We start from the raw sequence: 19,739 nt of genomic DNA, 5'->3' as shown, positions 1-19,739 counted from the left end.
CAAACATGAAACATCCTTCCACAGAAGAAATACAGGCCCTGCCACAAACAGCTGCGGCTCTGGCACAGCTTGACGCCTGGATAGCATCGCGTAGTACGCCGGAAAGCTTGCTTTGGTTCAGACAGCAGTGCCAGCAAATCAGCACAGCAAAACAGGAGCGTGATGTCTACCGTGCCATGGGTATGGCAGCGCGTAAAATGGGCAAGGCTGACTTGAACTTGGACAGCGATGAACTGGCGGCGGCAAACCAGTTGCGCCCCGGCTTTGATCCGTCTGGCTGGAGCCTGGATATCGCCACCAGGGTAGCTTTCCTGCTTGTCAGCTATGCTGGCGATGAAGCGCAATTTGCCAACCAACTGGACCGCATTGCCGACAGTGCTGAAATCAACGAACTGATTGCCCTGTATTGCGGCTTTCCCCTGTATCCGGCGGCCATGGCGGTAGAGCATCGCGCACGTGAAGCCATACGTTCGAGTATGCGTCCCATTTTTGAAGCCATGGCGCATCGCAACCCCTATCCCATGGAAGCCTTTGATGAAGCCGCCTGGAACCAAATGGTGGTCAAATGCTTTTTTCTTGATAGTCCCTTATGGCCGCTACAGGGGCTGGAACAAAGAAATAATCCGGCACTGGCTGTCATCCTGCTGGATCTGGTACATGAACGCTGGGCGGCAGGCCGACCCATCAGCCCCGAGTTATGGCGTTGTGTGACGCCGTATGCAGCTTATGCAGCTTATGCAAATATTGCAGGCAAATCCGACGTACTGCGCGTGCTGGAGCGGGGCAGGGATATCGAACGACTGGCAATCGCCAAGAGCTTGCCAGAGCATGACAACAGCCTGCGCGTCATCTGCGAACAACAGCAACTGATAACACGCGCAGCACATATCAGTTGGCAACAATTGCTGGACGAGACAAATCATTGATCAACAGGAGAACACCATGTACGAAAAAAACGTCGAACACCAGCAATGGCTGGAAGACAGTATCGCCAAGCTGGATGCCGCTGCAGGCACCATCCATATACAGCGTGGCGAAGACCTGTACCTGAGCGCAGCCCTGCGCATACCGGAACCGGTACTCGCCATCGTTGCCCACGTCAGCCATGGCAAGGGCATGGCTGGTGCTGCGCAGCTAAGTAAGACACCGGTACAAACCTGCAATCTGCAGGACGATAAAAGTGGCAACATACGCCCAGGCGCCAAGGCGGTTGGCGCGCAGGCTGCGATTGCCATTCCCTTGCTTAGCAAGGCGGGCGATGTTATGGCTGTGGTAGGTTTTGCCTGGCAAAAAGAAGGGGATCCGGCAGAGTGGGTAGCACAGGCACCATTCCCGGACAAGTTGGCTGAACTGACAGCACGCCTGCAAGCGGCCTGATTGGCATTTCTAGGGCAATATTAATTTGCGCACGTAGCCTTCCAGTGCCACGGTTTCCCGATGTGGATTGGCAATGGGGCGACCGGGCAGCCCCATGCCTTCGCTGATGAATACGCTATTGCCCACTACACATAAATTCGATGGCGTATCCAGATGCTCTGCCAGGCAATGCACGGTTTGCCGGGCCAGATCAACACACAGCAAGCGCCCTGAATAACGTTTGAAACCACCATGCCATGGTTTTTGCGGTACTTCAGCAACGGGCATGGGCTGCAAAAAATCTTCGCATAATTCCAGCACCAGTAATTGCCCCTGATCGGTAAAAGCCATGCCCGTTGCCAGTGTCAAGCCCGCTATCACAGTGCTGACTTCGCCATTGTCCAGATCCAGTCTGACTATCTTGCTGACGCCTTTTTCAAAATATATGCCGGTCTTCTCGACATCACCCTGCAACTCGCCAGAGAACAGGGAGATCAGGACAGCTTGACTGCCGCTGCTTTGTTGCCAGCTTTGATCCAGGATCACCGTCACCGGCACCGCATGCTGACCGCCAGACAAATCTGGCAACACGCCGACTACCGTTTCTGCTTTGCCCTCGATAAATTCTATGGCCTGGTTGGTATCCGGCTTCACCGTCAGCCAGCTTTGTCTTTGCGGGTGATAGCACAAGGCATTCAAATTGCCACGACTGTGGAATAGGGTTTGGGGCGGTAAAGTTGATAAATCCATGATGCGTGAACCGGATACATAGTCCGTCTGACTCAACAACCAGCGGCCGTCACCATAGGCTACATCAGCCAAGCCAAAAATTTCATCCCGACACATGCGTGCCTGCATATTCATGGATCGAAAACCGGCAGCCACGATTTCCGCTTGCCCATACCCACCTGCAGCATCTCGTTTGAACTGCAATAGGCGGCCAGAAAAAACCTGCTCTGCATCACCAGTGCCAGCCTCTACCAACAATAAATTACCATCCGGTTTCACCTTGATGCCGCGTGGATTATTTAATCCGCGCAAGATGATGCTGGATGCGCAGGTTGTGCGTAAAGGCTGTTGCGCTACGACGATAGAAGGCGGCTTTGGCATGGACAGGGACTGAGTTGAGAGCAGGGATTGCTCCACATTCTGACTACCGCTCCAGTGTTTCATAAAAGACAAATATGGTCAATATACTATTTATTTCTGAGGATGGAGGAGGATATGAAATTGTCGCAACATTACAATGATTGACAAATAGGCAAAATATCTCGTATCGTCTGCCTGTAAACTAACTTGACGACACTCAGGTTTTTAGCCAATTCAATGCTGGCAAACGCCTGCTTAACCAGGCTGGCTTAAGCGGGCAGCGATACAGAGACCATTCAACGACAGGGACATGCCATGACCGACTTTGCACTCAAGCTTCAATTCTCCAAAGCAGACACTGCAAGTTTGAATCAGCGGGGCTATCTGGTGGCAATAATCAAGGGGGTGGCTGCCAATGTGAATCAAGCACGCCTATGGGTTACATTTGCGCCATTTGAACAGAATTTTGTTACATGGAATTCGACCTGCGGACTGTTTGGCTCACCTGACCCCGTAAGTATCAACGCAGCGATCACAGCATATTCTTCAGAATTCCCGGCCACTCCGGGCATGGTCTATCCATTTCAATATAATACTTTCGGCACAGCAGAATCATCCGGCCCGGCAAATAGCTACAGTATACAAAATGCAGATGGCCGCCGGATTACTTTCGGCATGTTGCAATCTGTCACGGCAAATGGCAGCACCTACAATGCGCAACCCACAAGTGTTATCGCCGTCGAAACCAATATGACCCTGCAACTTGAAGCGACTGACATCGTATCGGTTTTTATGTTTCAGACGACACAAAACGACAGCGTCGTCGTCACCAATGAAACAGCCGCGCTGGAAATTGACATGAGGAACAATCCGCAACAAACCATCCATTTTGACGGGACACAGTTTGTTGTTGGGGTTTTGCCTTAAACTTATTCATTCAATACTCATGAATGTGGCGTCGTCGCTTCCGGCAAAAGCTTTGCCAGATTCTTTTTGGCAGATGTATTGTTTGGATCAAGCACCAGCGCACGGCGGTAATGGGTAATGGCAGCAGCAGTATCTTCGTTGGCCAGATAAGCTTGCGCCAGACTATCTTCAGCATTGCTGCTGTTGGGATTCTTTGAGACGTTAAGTTGAAAAATGGCGAGTGCCTCGATACGGCGATTGGTCGCCATCAGGCGATATCCCCAGTCGTTCAATTCCAGTTCCGGCCATTTGATGCCGGGGTCTTTTGCAGCGAGTTCAGCAGCGACTTTAGCCGCCTGATGATAGCCACGCTGATCCAGGGCAATACGCAGCGCGGCGACGCCGGATAGCGGTAAATCAGGTGCATAAATAGCCGCAACTTTGTCGATAAAATCTTCTGGAAAGCTGCCGGTGAGATTGGTGAGGATGACGACTGCGACATCGTCATCGGGGTAGATAAAAAAGGCCGCGCGTCCGCCTCCTGTCATGCCAGCAGCGCGATGTGTTCCACGATCCAGTATCTGCCACCCCATACCCCATTGCCCATTCTCGCCATTGTTGAAAGCCACGGGTGTCCATAAGCTTGCAAGACTTTCCTTGTTCAAGACTTCTCCGCTCTGAAGAGAAATGATCCAGCGCGCCATATCACTCGCTGTACTGTTCAGCCCGGAAGAAGCACGCCGGAATGGCAAGAAACGCTCTGAAGTTGCACGCAATAAGGTGGCAGCCTCGGTCCAGGAATTGGACAGACTGGACGACGTCCAGCGATAGGTCGGTGCCCGTTTGGGAATAACATCATACGTATCTCCGTAAGCAGTGTGTGCCATGTCGGCGATCTTGATCTGCGCAGCGGCCAGTGGTGCATCCAATGGACGTCCTTCGATCAGGTTCACTACTTGCTGAACCAGCGTGTAATTGGTCTGGCAATAGTCGAAACGCTCTCCTGGCGCAAAGCGGACCGGGCGTGTCTGCACCCATGTCCACGCCGCTTTTGCGTCTGTTTCAACCGTTGGCGCACCCATCACATCGGGCAGGCCAGACATATGACTAAGCAATTGACGTATCGTCACACCACGCCAGGCTTCAGGAAGATCGGCCACATAACTACCGACCGGCTTGCTGATATCCAGTTTTCCTTCTTCGGCCAGACGTATCGCCGCCACCCCGGTAAAGGCCTTGGTAATCGAATTGATTGCAAAAACAGTGTCGTCTTCAACGGGCACACCAAATTCTATACTGGCGGTTCCATAGTGACGGGACAAGACAATGTGTCCATCCTTTACTACCGCGACCTGCATCCCGGGTATGCGTGTCTTCGTCATTTTATCGCGCAGGTAGGCATCCACCTGATCAGCCTGGCTCGTAGCCAGATCCAATGTTTGCGCGGATGCTGTCATCGATATGACGACAAGAACAAGCGCGCCCCAGAATTGTTGACGCATGAGTTTTATCCTGACCTGGTGAGATATCTTGGTGTATGGCAAGGGCGAACGGCAGGCAGAAATACATGGATTCATTTCAATGCCAATATGTCCTTATGTTTGTCATCAAAAGCGTGATGAAGTTCCGCCTGTTTTAAAGCAACGGTCAGCTTGATATCCACGTCAAATGAAGCTTGGGCTTTGCCGTATCAGGAATAAAAGTCAGCCATGCATTATTTGGAATGTATCAAAAACGCAACGCCATCAAATAGACCACAAGCAGGCTTGACCAGCCCAACCTGGGCTTGAGACATCTCACTTTCTTGATATGGAACAGGTATGAAAATCTTCCCTTTGATTGGCTGTACCCTGACATTGCTGCTTGCCACTCAGGCCCAGGCAGCGAATAGCGGGCGTTGCGAACGCACAATCGCTGCCAACGTGGTGGCAATTGACCAGGCGATGATGATTAATCGCCTGGGGACTTCGCAACCGGGCGGCATGGTTTATGCGCTACAAGGTGATGTGGTCGCTGTTAGCGGCACCAGGCCAGAGCCAGGCAATGCCCAGTTGCGGCCCGGAAAACGCCCGCGCCCCATGGTCTTGCGGGCGAATGTGGGCGACTGCCTGGTGATCAATTTCCAGAACTGGCTCAAGCCGTCCAATGTCAATCCTAAACCGCCAGCGAGAAAAAACGGTTGTGTTGCAATAAGGATTTGACGTTGAGTTGAGTCGAGCAATCTAAGCAGAAAGTCCACGGTGTGGCCAAGTCTGTCTACTGCTCGATACAGATATTTCCACTGCTTGCCGACTTGGATGTAAGTCTCATCCATTCGCCAACTGCGGCCAACCGGCCGCTTGCGATGGCGAAGCACCTTGGCCAAGACCGGCAAGATCCTCAACGCCTACCGATGCATCGTGGTGTGATCAACTTCCACACCACACTCGGCCATCATCTCCTCTAGATTGCGCAGACTCAGCGCATACGCCGCATACCAACGTACACACAACAACATCACATCAAGTGGATAATGCAAGCGCTTGAGTACTCTACGAAGAACCGATTCTTCCAATTGGATCGACAGTGATTTCATGAATGCCATTCTAGCACTCCGACTTTCGCCTTACCGCAACAGAACCCTGTAACCTACACCCCGATTCCAAGAAGATATTTAGCCCGAACGATCACAGGTTCAATCAAGCCCCATCCAAGTTGGTGCTGCTTGAAATCGCGACCCCGGCAGCGGTATCACATACAGACCAGAAGCCGCGCGGTGACGTTTTACACTAAAACCGCCGCGTGGTGCGAACCCGCTACGAAATTCGTGCATTTCTTCCAGCGTATCCACCAAGCGCTCTCGGTCTAAGGTGCGTCCAGTATTTTCCAGCGCGACAAGCAAAAGCTGGGCGGCCGCCAGCAAACCAAGCTGCCGCACTTGCTCATGCGCGTTGCTGCCAGCGTGACCGACACAGCGGGCATACACTGCGCGTGCCTCGGTGCTGATATCGGTCGCCAATGCCGGTGCGGTCGTGATGGCACGCATTTGGTTAGCATTTCTCGGCAGATGTTCTGGCATCTCTTCCCAAAGTAGTAATGGCTGCCATTGTTGGCGACTTGCACTGGCGATAAAATCTTGAAAATACATCTCGTTACCCAGAAGTAGTACGCTTTCGATACCCTCGGCGCGCAAATTTGCTACCACTTCATCAACCCCTGTTGCTAAGATCGGCGTTGGCCTGACTTTAGTGAGCGGCTGTAGAGCGGTGATTGCGCCATCCAGCAACGCGCTAGATGTTGCTCCCTCAGGATAGACAATGGCAAGCGGCGACGCCGCCGAACGCTTGAGCGGTGTGGCATAGCTGGCCAACGTCCTAATCCTCTCCAGGCTGCCTGGATAGAGGGAAAAGTGGTAGCGACTATATGGGGCTAATGAATCAGCAAGCACAGCCACTACTGGCATTGTCGGGGGAGTCGATGCAGTATTGGTATCACTCGCCAGAACCGCCAGTACTGGTGGCGTACCTGGTCGGGGCGTGGCGACATTCATGACTAAAACGAGGCGGCGTCGAAAAACGCCCCCTTTGCGGTTGACGTTCTCGACCCAGGCATTCAACAATTTCTGATCTGATTGCGCCCGCCTGGCGAGTTTGGGATCGGTTGGCAACGCGATTCCAATACGGATGATATCGTCGCCCACACCTTCATCCGCAGGAGTTAGGTTTTTTAGATAAGCCAGCAAATCCGTTGTTTCCATTGCGGACAAATCGAAACGCGGCATGCTTGAATTGAGCGCCTGGCCGCTCGGGTCCTTGCCTGTGGTAAGCGCAATGAAGAAACTTGTCGCGTCATAAGGGGCGCGATGGCGACCGTCGGGCCGAACAAGGTCGTAGGGTTTAGAAAGTACACCCCAACGGATGTCGCCCGATGTGATGCCGCCTTCAGTTTTGCCCCGCGCTTGATAGCCGTGGCAGTTGACGCAGGCCACAAACGCATTTGGTAGCGGGGCACTGGTGTCGCCACTAAGCGCTGTGAGGGGCCGCCCATCCTGATGCCGCCCTTGATGATAGATGCTCTGGCCGCGCGCCAACTCGCTCGACAGTTGTGCTTCCGATGCTTGCGCACATACTGCGTCGATTGACATGAATGCGATCAGGCAAGTGAAAAAAATGGACGAAATACCGCTTTGCCATCGAAATCGTGCTGCCGGGTTGTGGCTGGCCACCAGCTTAGTGTCCATCGTTTATGACACTGGCGACGATGGGCAGTAGTTCGTTAGCCGAAGCCAAGCCGTTGGCCTTCTTCCACAGCCCGGTTTTTTCATTGCCGATGAGGAGAAGATTGGAATGTGCATCACGTGATTTGACAAATTGACCTAGCTTTTCGAGTACTAGATTAACGTTGGCCTGATCACCGCTCAGAAACAGCCAACCGGGCTTGGCACCCAGCTGTCTGGCGTAATCCTTTAGTTTTTTCGGCGTGTCAGTCAGCGGATCAACGGTAATGGACAAGAAAAAAACGTCTTGGCCTAGCCGATCACCCAATTGTGTTTGAATGCGAGCGAGTTGTGCGAAGGTCATCGGGCAGGTCGCGTTGCATTCCGAAAAAAAAGTGCTAATCACGACGACACGGCCTTTGACCAAATCGCTGTAGAAACGATGTGCATTGCCATTTTGGTCAAGCAGCGGTAAGTCGGGGAAATAGCTGGCGGCGGCGCTTGGTGGCGTTGCTGAGATGTTTGCCGCTTTCGCACTAGCGAGTTCGCGCATGGTTTGAGCCAAAACGCCTGGTGCGGTGCTGCCTCCGACGCGCCGCCACGTATTCGTATCAGGATTTCCCAGCAGAAAATTGCCGCTGTGGAGATTTTTATCGGCTGAATAGACCTGCAGCGCCCGCAACAAGGTGTTGATGTCGCGTTCTTTCCCAGTGACCAGTGTCCAATCGGGGGCAGCGCCGAAATGGCTCTTCCATTCACGTAGGTGTTTGGGTGTGTCGTTGCCGGGGTCGATGCTGATCGAGATTACACGCTGATGCGGGTCGCGATTTTTTTCCAATTCACGACTGAGTGCCGCCGAACTAGCCCCAAGTAGCGGACAAACCGCACTGCAGCCGGTGAAAATAAAATTCACGGCAACCACATTTCCCTTCACAAGATCGCGGTAGAAATGCAACGTTCGCCCGGATTGATCCTGCACTTCAATGTCGGGAAGCGGGTCTGATGTCGCAGTCGCAGCCGCGACCGTCGGAGCCCAGACCAATCCCGTACCAAAGGCGATTAAAGTCATCAAAAAAAGCATTACTGGCAAAGATCGAAAACGGGTCATAATGGTGGCTTTTCGAGGTTTTTTTCGACCGATTGGAGCACCAGGCAGGGCGCGCTATTGAGTGCTTTCCCCAGCGCCGCCGATTCGGCGTAAAAGTAATACAAGCCTGGGCTGGGCGGGGTAAACTCGAACGTCACCGAGCCGTCGGGCAAGAGAGTCATGTTATGGCGCTGGTGCCAGGTTCCGGGGGCCAGCACTGCACGCAAAGTAAGATCAGGCGGCACGACGGGCAGGGCTGCATTGGGTGAGCTTGGACTTGGACTTGAGCTTGAACCGAAGCGAAAAGTCAACCGTGCGATTTGCCCCGGAACAATGGTCTGGTTCGGCAATGCCACCAATGTCGTTGTCGGGCCAGTCAGTACCTTATTTGGTACCGGACTCTCGACAATGTTAGTACCGAAAGCGTGGATGATCCTTGGAGTGGACAGGAAAAAAATGGTGTCATACACCCCCGCAGCGGGAAGCGCAGCGGTGGTTTCGTATACGCCAGGAAGCACTTCACGCAGGCTGCGGTCAAGCACCAGAACGGCGCGCGGCTCGCGGCCATAGTTATCGAAGGTGCCCATCGGTGCAGCCATGCCTTCCATGTAATAGTAGAGCGATTTATCTTTGGGATTAGTGACGACAACAGCGGTCTCGCCGGGGGCTGGAACAATGCTGTCAGCCAGATTGGAGCGGGGGCCGAAAGCGTGTTCGCCACCGACGAACTCGGCAAGCGGTAAGGGCAAGCCCTCGCGACCGATTTCTTTGAGCGGAATCATGCCCACGCTGGCGCTGCCGCGCCGTCGCACGAACACCATATCGCTGGAAAAGGCGACTTGCTCTGGCGCTTGATCGATACTGGCGCGCTGAATAATGCGGTTGCTTACCGCGTCAAGAATCAACAATAGATTCTGGTTGGGGGCAGTGATCAGGCCATAACGGTCGCCCGGCGCAAAGCGAATTTGCGCCATTCCTGCCACGGCCGGCACGTGTGCTACGACTTTCTGTGTGCTGGCATCGACCACCGTGATGCTATCCCTGGTTTGACTCCACACATACACCGAATCGCTCAGCGCAGAATAGACAATGCCGGTGGGACGGTCGGCAAGTTTGAGGTCGCGCACTTTTTTCAGGCTGTGTACGTCAATTACCGAGAGTGTTTGGTTCTGCTCATTGGCAACAAAGGCCCAACGGCTATCGGCAGAAAACGCGATGTGGTGCTGACCGTTCCCGGTGACGATACGCGTGACGACTTCAGGCCGGTCAGCTGCCATGACGGCGACACCGGCTTGCGCGTCATCTGCCGCCGCACAGTCAACCCACACATAATGAGCGTCTGGCTGCAGTACCAGTCGGCTCGGTTTAGCGCAAGGGGTGAGGGTGGTCGATACTGTCCAGCTAGCGGTATCGATGACGGCAAGCTTATCTGTGGCAGCCGTGGTGACGTAAAGCAATGTGCTACTGGCATTGAACACCCAGTCAGTACCGATGCCTGGTAGCGGAATCAGGGCTAGCAGTTTCGTGCCGCCAAAGCCAAACAGCGGGTCAACCACGTTGATGCTGGCATCATCGTTGAGTGTGAGAACTTGAAACGAGTTGAAGTCGGCGTCGGCCTTGGAAAAAATCGAGCCACCTAATAATTCTTGAACCTTTTCCGTTAGCGAGTGTGGGCGAAAATCACCAGTTTGGGTTTGGTTTTCAATTCCGCGTCGGCTCAACCATGCCGCCGGGTGTAGCCGTGTCAGTGGTTTCCCGCTGGTGGTGTCGGTGATGGTGAAGCGCACCCGCGCTGCCTCCCTGGCCGTTGCTGTGCCAACCGCCCCCGTCGCCGGATTCACCGGCAGCAGGGAAAAAGCGACTGCCACACCGTCCCGCACCGTGGTATTGAGGGCCGTCGCACTGTCCGCTGCCTGGGGCTGACTGGCAAGCAATGCGATTGCCAGCAAAGAGCCGCAACAAAAAACCGCAATGCGTGAGCTAGGCATCACTATTTCACTGCCTCAGGCAAGTCTGCCAAGCGCTGTTTATGTGTTTTATTACGATTTTTAAAACGCTTCACGATGGCCGATTCTTCAACAACGACTTGTTTGCTTGCAGCCTGTTCTTCGACATCAGTGGCGCTCTTGAGCAGGTTGCTGCCGTCAGCCTGGACAGGCAAGATCGTCGCTTGCGATCCCTTGCCGTCTTGGACACGGAAGATACCCCATTGGCCTGCGACAAAATCCCCACCACCGAAGGTAATCAATGACCGATAGAGGTAATCCCCCTTCACCTTCTTTTCGCCTCCTGCACTAGCGATCACGGCTTCAAAGCGATTCCTGGCACCGTGCCCGCCGCGTGCGCCAAACCATTGCGAGAGCGGGTTGTACGCTATTGTGCGGCTGTCGTTGGAGTACGGTTCTTCCTGGAAAACGTGACCGTCGATGGTCAGCGTTTCACCATCCGCACCGGAGCCACTGGCTGGATGGAGCATGCGAAAGCGTACTTCACTGCCAGGTGGGGCGGTGTAAATCGGCGTTTGTGGATCGAGATTGCCAACTTGCCAGTTCGAGGTGGCGGCTTTGAAATCGGGTGGTAGACTTGAGCTAGTCGGAAAACGATACGCCATTGGCTCAGTACCATAGTTGATGGCGTGCGTAGCCTCAACCCCTGGAGTACCCGTCTGCAGATTCAAATCATCTTGAGCAATCATCACAAAATCACGGAACGTTTTTTTACCATAGGTCACCGTTGCCGCAGCGCGCATATTGCTGTCTTCCTTCCAAGTTGCACCTTCTGGTTCAATGATCAATGCACCAACCATGCCTTGAGTATGCTGCAACAGCGGATCAGACGGGTTGAGGTTGATGGCGCCAAGTTCAACGGGCGTCTCCTTGAGCTTGCCGTTTTCAAATTCCAGTGTTCCGGCATACCAATAGACGGGGGCCGCAGTCTGGCCTGGCGCAACGGTGACAGTTGAATTAAAGCCGACATTCAAGCCATTACCACGCGTGATGTCATAGCCAACAACTTGTGGGTTGAGGCCCACATGTTGCGAAGTATTCATGGTGACATTCCCGTTAGGCATATTATCGTAAGGTGCCAATGCCTCCGTGTTAGATTTAAAAACAGCAGGCAATTCGCTGGGCTTGAACGCATTGATGAGGGTTAGCTTAATCCATTCGCCCGCAGCGGCACGCAGGATCAGCGGTTCGATCGGCACACCGGGTTTGAGTTTCCCCTTGGCGTCGGGCGAGGTAAGGTCTTCCGCACGGAAGTAGATCAACGCATTCGGATTTTGAATGTTATTCGCTGATCCAGGGACTGGCTTTATGCGATTCTCTATAACTTGACCACGGTTGTTGTACACCAGCGTGCCGCCTACAAGTGCCTGCTTTGCAGTAGTCGCGACGACTGTAAAACTACGCACCTTGGCACCTGGTGGTGGCTCGATAGTGGCAACCATGGGTGTGGCGGGCGGGAGGTTGTTGGGCAACGGCACCAAGTGATCCACTTTTTGCTTATAGGAGCGCATGAATCCCCACAAGCCATTGGTGATGCCGTCAGTGCCTGCGCTAGCGTTATACAGGTGATCTGCAAAAGGCATCTTGGTCGCTGCGGTCGCCAAGGGCAACTGGAACAACATCTCGTAGTGCTCAGAGATACCCATGGGTTGGTTGTTGCGGAACCCCGTGTTGGCAGAGCCGGGTTCGTAGAGCCACTTTACCCCATCGATGGAAAAGAAATGCGGGTTATGATGCGCGCCCACCAGTGTCCGTACCTGCACCTTGTCGCCCGCATAGGCGCGAAGTATCGGTGTAAAGGGGTCGGTGGGCTGCACTTTCGCATAGTCTGCCGGTGCACCGCTGCCATTCATGGTTGGCGCAATATTGGCGGGGAACTTGAAGCCAGCAGGATTATTTATATCAATTGGTGTTCCTGGGAGTGGCTGCACGTTGAGTGATTTATCGGCACGGATGATTGATGCATACGCAAACGACAGGTCACCTTCGTGATTAGTTGAAGCGACCTGGCCAGTAGCTGGATTCCACACCCGTGCTGGAATCGGTTCGGCACGGTAGTTCAGCGAAAACGCGCCCGGCGCTCCAGGGGTACTGATGAGCGTCGGAAACGGCGCGCCACTAGATTGGTTGACTGGATCGGCACCAGTCGGGTTGATGGCGAACTGAGGTGACGACCAGCCGACCGGGCTATTTTGTGGCACTGCCTGATAGGTGCCAGCAACTGCGGGCGCTGGCGCGGGTTTTAGCAAGTAGTTGTCAGGCACGCCGATGACTTTCTCGCTCTCGATGAGGAGATCAGAACCCTTGGCAATAATTTTCGCATTGGCTGCGAGGGTCACACCGTTATTTGCAAAATAGGTGCTGATCGCAGGCGTGACCGGGCCGACCACAGGTACTGGACTGAACACCGTGGTAAACAGTGGTGTCGTGGGCACACTACGCACGGACGGGCTGCCTGCCGTGTAGGCGAGCTGGAAGTCGGCAAACTCCAGGGCAAATTCGCGATAGCTGTCGGCCGAATTGGCAGTCACAATGTTGGCCTGCCAACTGGTCGGCCCTCCATCGCTACGTTGCGCTTTGTCATAGAGCAAACCGCCCGAAATTGGATCAAACCATCTGGAGCCTTGCGGTTCGACCAACAGGCCACCGTACAGGCCGACCTGTTGGTGGGTCGATGGGCCAAAATGATCATGTGTGAACACGGTGCGCAGGGTGCGGTCGTCACCTTGGTTGTTTTCGATGGGATCGGCCTGCCAGCGTTGTATCGTGGTCTGTGCGCCCACCCAATTTTGACCAAGCGGTGCCTGACCGAAAACCGCGGGCGCGGATTTCGCGGTGAGCTTAGTCTGTATGGTTCCCTTGAACTGGGTTTTGGCATCGAAGTTAAAAATACCACCCTGCAAGTTCATCGCATCGATGCGGCCACGCACTTCATCGGGGCTGAAGGTACCGTCTTCGTAGTTCCAGCCATTACCTGCACCGTCGGAGGCGAGCACATCAAACTTCACGAGGTGAATATGCTGGCCGATGATGTCAGTCGGCGTACGCACTTGAAAATCATCGAGATCATAGTAGTCAGGCACTAAATTGGTGTGCCAAAATTCGACTGTCTCGTTGCTGTTGGCACGGAAAAACAGCGGTTGAGGCGCGCGCTCACCTTTCAAGGTCGGGGCAACATCCTGCCATAAGGTAAGCATGCGCTGTTGCGGATAATGCCAGCCTTGTTTTGTCAGTACTGCGTCGGTCTGGATAGCCGCTGCCTGATAGCGCCGGGTATTGCCCAAACTCAGGCCATTGCCATTGCTATTGACACCGGGATTAGCAAATGGTGCACCGGGCACGGGTGGCAAGCCGTTGAGGATGAAATTACCGGGCGCGCCGTTGGGCAGCACCGACGCACGGGTGCGCGTCGAATGCGCTGCCATCGCCGCTTTTTCGACCGCCGTGCCTTCTTCTGGCAGTGCGAAAGCAACCAAGCCGCCAGCGATGGGCGCGCCCATTTTGTCGTAGGCGATGAAATCCTTGCTGAAATCCCAGCGCGTATGCAACTCGTGCACGATGGTGCCGTCCATCACCTGATGACGCGGCAGGCCGCCGTCAAGGTAAATTTTATTGCCTGAGGCATCAAGTTTGGGCTTGCCGTTGAGCTCTTCCCATGCGAAGTCGATCGGTGGATGGGGCGCACGGTGGCCTGACACACCAGGGACAAAGTATGGATATCCCGGATTGTCATAAATCGGCTCGCCGCTAGCGGTCTGGCCTTTCGCGCTAACTTCGACCCGTGTGCCCTTGTCGATCAACTGCACCAAGGCAGGCGCAGGGGCCATGGCCAGCGTCGGCAGTGGGACGATGGCTGGTATCGGTGTGCCAGCGGTGATTTCAGCGTCAGGCAAAGCGCGGTTCCAGCCGGGGGTTGGTATGCCATTGGCATCAAGCCTGGTACCCGCTTCAAAAACGTCATGTACCCGCCACAACGCCCACATACCACCGGCGAAATGGGGGTAGAAATGGCAATGGAAAATCGAATCACCAACCGTTTCGTTCAGGTTGCCACTACCATTAAAAGCCATTTCAAGTGAATAGGTCGAGCCAGGCGCAATCAATTGACTATCGAGGTAATGCGAATCATCGCTGTTGGGCGAACGTAACCACTGGTGTGCATGCAAGTGGTGGACATGGGTAATACCCTGCCCGGTATGCAGCAGACGCATGGTCACATGATCGCGCATATAGCTGTGATAGACGTTGGAGGGATCATCAGGATAGTAGGCCTTGGTGGCACGCAGGCTTGCGGGAACTGGCGAAACAGGTGAACTTATTGGTGTATCGGTGGGGGGTGGCACTGCAGCGCCACCAGCGGTAAAGGGCATGACAGCGTTGGCAGGCACATTGACCACCATCGCAGGATCACCATTAGACCAAGAACTCAGGAAAAACTCTTCAAACTTCAAATCAACCGACTGTTTGCCGCCCATAGGGCCGACCCCCAACCGACTAGCCAGCACCTCGGCACCAATACCCGCTGCGCCATAGTTGATGGCGAAAGAATCACTGCCTGCACCGAGAACACTGCTGAGCGGATGATTCTTAGTAAACTGTGGAAACGCCTGCTGTGCGGTACTAAAAACTTCGTGATACATCACGGCAAATTCGCGAAACGGTTGACGCCGTTCGGGGTAGGTAGGATTTGCGTAAAAGTCTGGCCCCTTTTCGGTAAACGGGAATTCACCCCCGCCAGGGCCAGTGACAATCGCACCGAGGTCGGTGTAGATCAGCTCGTCGCGACCATCGCCAATGGGCTTCGTCATCTTCAAAATGGGTTGCCCGGCACGCGGGTTACCGTGTGGAAAGGTGGCGTTGTAGTTAATCAGTGGGCGTCCGTCAGGCAAAGTCTGGGTTGAAGCCAGCAGCATATCGGCGTTGGTCACTTGACTGCGATACCACTCGGAATTAGGCGGCTCAACCACCACCGCGCCGAACAAACCCGCTGCCAACTGGCCGTTCCAGTCACCCGCAGCGCTGTAAAGCATGTAGGTACCTTCTTCCTTTGCGATATAGCGGTAGTTCATCTGCTGCTTGGGGGCAGCGTAGGCATTGGCATTTTTGCCAACCCAAGTGGCGTCATTATTGATGCCCGGCCCAGACTGTGGGGGATTGCCACGTGCAAATGCAGTTGCAACGCCATTCGCATCCAATTCAAGGCCCGCGATATGCACACCAGCCGACGTTGTGCTAACGCCCCCCGATGAGGTGAGAAGATTGGTAAACTTGATTTCTAGCGTTTGGCCAACCGCCACCCGCAAAACAATTGGGCGCGGACGCTTATCGGCGCGCAATGCAACGTGCCCGGGGCACAGTGCCGGTGCTGCGCAATTGCCGTGCGTATCAGTGGATACCACATCGCGTTTGAGTGCGAACATTTTGCCGTTGGGTTGCGACGCGCCGAGGCGGTTGAACCACCAAGGCTGATCAAGCGCGACGACATCCACGAAAATCGTTTTGGCACTGGCCGCATTCGATGCCAGATTGTTAGCACTGGAGCTGTGACTCAGTACCATCGCCATGACACACGTTATGAGGGACAGCACAGATTTGGCAGAAGAACGAAGGCGATAGTTCATGGAAGAAACCCCCCACTAAATTTGATGAATGGAAAACCCAAATCACACCGCTTGTTTTACCTATTCCGTGCAAACCAGAAAATGGCAAATTAGATAATATGAATATTATACTAAGTTAAATTAAATAAAAGTAAATATTTTTTGATAAAAATACTAGGGTCTGTTGACGTTTCACATAGGCAACCATAAAAAGGCGCAGGCCATGGGGTTCTGTCGCAATAAGATGGCAACGTTAAAATAGCTAACATGAAAACTATGGATTGTGTTGCGATAAGGATTTGACGTTGAGTTGAGTCGAGCAATCTGCCCAGAAATCAAAAGGCCAAGCTATAGAATTGTTGGGCAGCGGACGCAACTTGGTGAAACTTGCGAGTCAGTGGCACATTAAAAACAAGTAGCTTTAAATAAGCTCACTCCAGCACTACCTGCGACGATAATATCGAGTGCACCATCATTGTTGATATCCCCGGTTGTAACTGCATACGCGCCGCTGCTGTTGAGGCTGATACTACGGATAAATGTGCCCGTACCGGTACCAGTAAAGATATCCACGGTATTGCCAGTAAATGTGGGTACAAGAATGTCTGTAATGCTGCCGCGCAGCTTCGCAACAGTGACCGCTACGGCCGGGCCTGAACTTGCATAGGTTTGTACCGTAGCAAAGTTGCCGTCGCCTTTACCCATAAACACGCTGATGCTGTTGTCACCCTGATTCGCGACAACCAGGTCTGCCAGTCCATCGCCATTAAAATCACCCGTTGCAAGACCAAAAGGGCTTGTGCCAACACTCAGCGTGCTACCACTGCTAAAGCTGCCATTGCCTGTGCCAAGCAGCAGTGTTACCTTACCAGTGCTGGCGTTGTTGACAACGGCCAGGTCCATACGCCCATCACCATTAAAATCGGCAGCGACTATGCCATGCGGCACCGAACCGGCTGAAGCACTGATTTGAGTTTTAAATGTGCCATTTCCATTTCCCAGCAAAGCACTGACAGAACTGGCGGTGGAATTTGCTACTGCAATATCTGCGATCTTGTCGCCATTCAGATCGGCTACAACCAGGGCGCGCGGCTTGCTTCCAGTGGAATAGCTGATGGCAGTAGCAAAAGTACCGTCACCTATATTCAGTAAAACGCTGATTTCACTGCCACCAAAATTGGCAGTAGCGATATCGGGATAACCGTCACCATTAAAATCAGCGACTACCACTTGATATGGATTGCTGCCTACATGGTAAGTGACGGCATCACCGAAATTACCGCTTCCCTTACCGATCAATACGCTGATCGTACCAGCATCCAGATTGGCCGTAACCAGATCCAGAACGCCATCCTTGTTAAAGTCACCGCTGGCGATAGCACGCGGATTGGCACCGACAGTAAGTATTGATAACTGACTATAGCTGCAGGTAACAGCACTTGTCGCGCTCGACGACGAACCCGAAGAGGTGGTTCCTGTTGTGGTATTTGCTGTTGTTGTGGTGGTCGCAGTCGTTGTATTAATGACCGATGTACTCACTGTGGCTGCGTTGTCCGATGTTGTACCACCACCGCATGCACTGAGAGAAAAACAAGCGAAAGCGTAGCTAAGCAAGCGTCTTTTTAAGTAAGTAAAAGAGGGCATATTATTGTCAATTTATTTTTTTGCACGCAATCAGTTTCACTGAATGTGTCGATAATAAATGTAATAGAAAATTATCTATTCATTTATTGAACGCATTTGAATTTCAACCCATTGAGTAATCTAATCGCTTCATTGGCAAATGAAAATTTGATTTACCTGGTTTTACATTCGTTACCGTGGAGCGCTATGGTGAGGAAGAATTTCTGGTGTTGTTACCTGGTCAGGGTCAGAAGAAGGGAGAGTGAAGAGTCGCGTTGAAACCTTGTATCAGATCATGCAGTCGCAACCAACCATTTCATTGAGCGTTTACGAGGGGGTGAAAGAGGGGGGGGAGCCGATCACCGGTGCTGCCAGCCTGAACACATGCGCGGTGATTATTCTGGATCAAGGCCCCTCATAAAGCTAGCCCTGCCAAAACCTTCAAGCGCCATGGCAATCATTGTCAATATGTTTGATCGGTAAAATTATACGAAATTTTGTTCCTCGACCTATTGCCGTACTTACGTCAATGTGGCCATTGTGTTTCTGTATGATTCCATAAGACAAAGACAGGCCCAATCCTGTACCTTTACCGATCGGTTTAGTGGTAAAGAAGGGGTCAAAAATTCGAGGCAAGACATCTTCTGGGATGCCGCTGCCTTTGTCTTCGATTTCTATCCAGACCTGCTCATTCCCGGTTCCTGTCCGGATAGTAATTTGCCCACGGCTCGATACAGATGCGTGCACCGCATTGACCACAAGATTCATGATTACTTGATTGATTTGAGATGGCATGCATTCCACTTCAGGGATAGCACCATACTCTTTAATTACATCTGCAGAGTATTTGATTTCACTAGCTATTATATTTAGCGTGGATTCTATACCTCGATGGAGGTCAGCCCATTCCCATTGCTGGGCTGTATCTGTTCGAGAAAAATCCTTCAGGTCTTGAATAATTTTACTGACACGTGTTATTCCATCCTTGGATTCGTTGATAAGATAGGGAATATCGTCTTTTAAATACTGTAATTCAATGCGTTCACGTAAATTTTTTATTTCTGTAACAAGTGATGGCGAAGCTATGTGGCCCTCGGCATTTTCATAGGCAGTCAGCATTTCGAATAGCCGTTCAAGATACGTTTCCAGAGTACTGAAATTTGAAAATATGAAGCCGATAGGATTATTGATTTCATGCGCAACCCCGGCAGCGAGTTGACCAATAGATGCCAGTTTTTCTGATTGTATCAGTTGGCTTTCCAATAATTTCCGTTCATTGATTTCATTTTCCAGCAATCTATTTGCCTGCAATACTTCACTGTTTCGTTCTTGAACAATTTGCTCCAGGTGCTCCATTTTCAAGGCGGCTTGTTGGCCGCTGACCCATTTGGCAGTGAGAGTGTTGGCCAACTGGCGGACTTCAATCAGATCAAAAGGTTTTTTTAAAATTAATAAGCGGTCGCGTGTATCCAGGCGAGTTAATACTTCTTCCCAGGAATAATCGGTATAGGCGGTACAAATGACAATCTGTAACCTTGGGTCCAGTTGCCACAGGCGCTCTGTCGTTTCGACACCGTCCCAACCCGGAGGCATGCGCATGTCTATGAACGCCATCGCATAGGGTAAGTTGGCATCCAGTGATTTTTGCACCATCTCCATGCCGTCTTGCCCTTGATACGCAGAATCTAACTCAAACCCGACAAAAGAAGTATCCGCTTTTGTTCCGAATAACATCGCTTCTACATCATCAAGTTCTGATTCTGCTGAATTCCCAACGAGAATCTTCCGGAAGTCCTCATGGATCTGAGGCATGTCGTCTATGAGCAAAATACGTCTATTTGAAAAATAGTCCATAAATTTAACTATGCACTTTCATG

Annotated in this window: 12 protein-coding genes and 1 pseudogene; 4 read left to right on the top strand and 9 right to left on the bottom strand. The window is 52.6% G+C overall.

The features are described 5' to 3' along the window. Positions 1–5: 5 nt before the first annotated feature. Positions 6–926 (top strand): EboA domain-containing protein, encoded by a 921-nt coding sequence (locus ACO0LM_RS01220; RefSeq protein ID WP_423033541.1) that lies wholly within the window; start codon positions 6–8, stop codon positions 924–926. Between the two features lie 16 nt (positions 927–942). After that, positions 943–1,377, top strand: coding sequence for a GAF domain-containing protein (locus ACO0LM_RS01215; protein WP_423033539.1), 435 nt, complete (start codon positions 943–945; stop codon positions 1,375–1,377). Positions 1,378–1,386: 9 nt separating this feature from the next. Here ACO0LM_RS01215 and ACO0LM_RS01210 read toward each other — a convergent pair whose 3' ends face one another. Then, entirely contained in the window at positions 1,387–2,529 is a 1,143-nt protein-coding gene (locus tag ACO0LM_RS01210) for a hypothetical protein (RefSeq protein ID WP_423033537.1), read from the bottom strand. Positions 2,530–2,760: 231 nt separating this feature from the next. Between ACO0LM_RS01210 and ACO0LM_RS01205 the strand changes: the two genes are divergently transcribed. Further along, positions 2,761–3,372, top strand: coding sequence for a hypothetical protein (locus ACO0LM_RS01205; protein WP_423033535.1), 612 nt, complete (start codon positions 2,761–2,763; stop codon positions 3,370–3,372). Between the two features lie 17 nt (positions 3,373–3,389). Here the strand turns inward: ACO0LM_RS01205 and ACO0LM_RS01200 are convergent, their stop codons facing one another. Beyond that, positions 3,390–4,853: a serine hydrolase gene (locus ACO0LM_RS01200; RefSeq protein ID WP_423033533.1), complete on the bottom strand. Its 1,464-nt coding sequence runs from the start codon at positions 4,851–4,853 to the stop codon at positions 3,390–3,392. A gap of 318 nt (positions 4,854–5,171) precedes the next feature. On the opposite strand from ACO0LM_RS01200, the gene ACO0LM_RS01195 reads away from it, so the two are divergent. Next, positions 5,172–5,552: a hypothetical protein gene (locus ACO0LM_RS01195; RefSeq protein WP_423034002.1), complete on the top strand. Its 381-nt coding sequence runs from the start codon at positions 5,172–5,174 to the stop codon at positions 5,550–5,552. 23 nt (positions 5,553–5,575) lie between these two features. Here the strand turns inward: ACO0LM_RS01195 and ACO0LM_RS01190 are convergent. The 7 genes and pseudogenes from ACO0LM_RS01190 to ACO0LM_RS01160 all read right to left on the bottom strand — a co-directional run. After that, a pseudogene (locus ACO0LM_RS01190) lies at positions 5,576–5,926 on the bottom strand (IS6 family transposase); the annotation flags it as partial. Between the two features lie 99 nt (positions 5,927–6,025). Beyond that, complete coding sequence (locus ACO0LM_RS01185) at positions 6,026–7,570, bottom strand: ABC transporter substrate-binding protein (protein WP_423033531.1); 1,545 nt, start codon at positions 7,568–7,570, stop codon at positions 6,026–6,028. Further along, complete coding sequence (locus ACO0LM_RS01180; RefSeq protein ID WP_423033529.1) at positions 7,560–8,615, bottom strand: SCO family protein; 1,056 nt, start codon at positions 8,613–8,615, stop codon at positions 7,560–7,562. Before ACO0LM_RS01180 ends, ACO0LM_RS01185 begins: the two co-directional genes overlap by 11 nt. 35 nt (positions 8,616–8,650) lie before the next feature. Continuing rightward, positions 8,651–10,621, bottom strand: coding sequence for a YncE family protein (locus ACO0LM_RS01175; protein WP_423033527.1), 1,971 nt, complete (start codon positions 10,619–10,621; stop codon positions 8,651–8,653). A 2-nt stretch (positions 10,622–10,623) separates the two neighbouring features. Beyond that, positions 10,624–16,260, bottom strand: coding sequence for a hypothetical protein (locus ACO0LM_RS01170; RefSeq protein WP_423033525.1), 5,637 nt, complete (start codon positions 16,258–16,260; stop codon positions 10,624–10,626). Positions 16,261–16,644: 384 nt separating this feature from the next. Then, on the bottom strand, positions 16,645–17,778 hold the full coding sequence (locus ACO0LM_RS01165) for an FG-GAP repeat domain-containing protein (protein ID WP_423033523.1): 1,134 nt from the start codon (positions 17,776–17,778) through the stop codon (positions 16,645–16,647). A gap of 525 nt (positions 17,779–18,303) precedes the next feature. Continuing rightward, positions 18,304–19,716, bottom strand: a complete 1,413-nt coding sequence (locus tag ACO0LM_RS01160) for an ATP-binding protein (RefSeq protein ID WP_423033521.1) — start codon at positions 19,714–19,716, stop codon at positions 18,304–18,306. Between the last annotated feature and the right edge of the window lie 23 nt (positions 19,717–19,739).

Source organism: Undibacterium sp. Di26W (assembly GCF_049340265.1).
Taxonomy (GTDB): Bacteria; Pseudomonadota; Gammaproteobacteria; order Burkholderiales; family Burkholderiaceae_D; genus Undibacterium.
The sequence above is the reverse complement of the archived record's forward strand: the minus strand, read 5'-3'. Positions and strand labels throughout refer to the sequence as shown.

Excerpts from the sequence above, each read along its gene's own strand:
- ACO0LM_RS01220 (WP_423033541.1), top strand. The coding sequence starts at position 6 with ATGAAACATCCTTCCACAGAAGAAATACAGGCCCTGCCACAAACAGCT.
- ACO0LM_RS01215 (WP_423033539.1), top strand. The coding sequence starts at position 943 with ATGTACGAAAAAAACGTCGAACACCAGCAATGGCTGGAAGACAGTATC.
- ACO0LM_RS01210 (WP_423033537.1), bottom strand. The coding sequence starts at position 2,529 with ATGAAACACTGGAGCGGTAGTCAGAATGTGGAGCAATCCCTGCTCTCA.
- ACO0LM_RS01205 (WP_423033535.1), top strand. The coding sequence starts at position 2,761 with ATGACCGACTTTGCACTCAAGCTTCAATTCTCCAAAGCAGACACTGCA.
- ACO0LM_RS01200 (WP_423033533.1), bottom strand. The coding sequence starts at position 4,853 with ATGCGTCAACAATTCTGGGGCGCGCTTGTTCTTGTCGTCATATCGATG.
- ACO0LM_RS01195 (WP_423034002.1), top strand. The coding sequence starts at position 5,172 with ATGAAAATCTTCCCTTTGATTGGCTGTACCCTGACATTGCTGCTTGCC.
- ACO0LM_RS01185 (WP_423033531.1), bottom strand. The coding sequence starts at position 7,570 with ATGGACACTAAGCTGGTGGCCAGCCACAACCCGGCAGCACGATTTCGA.
- ACO0LM_RS01180 (WP_423033529.1), bottom strand. The coding sequence starts at position 8,615 with ATGACTTTAATCGCCTTTGGTACGGGATTGGTCTGGGCTCCGACGGTC.
- ACO0LM_RS01175 (WP_423033527.1), bottom strand. The coding sequence starts at position 10,621 with ATGCCTAGCTCACGCATTGCGGTTTTTTGTTGCGGCTCTTTGCTGGCA.
- ACO0LM_RS01170 (WP_423033525.1), bottom strand. The coding sequence starts at position 16,260 with ATGAACTATCGCCTTCGTTCTTCTGCCAAATCTGTGCTGTCCCTCATA.
- ACO0LM_RS01160 (WP_423033521.1), bottom strand. The coding sequence starts at position 19,716 with ATGGACTATTTTTCAAATAGACGTATTTTGCTCATAGACGACATGCCT.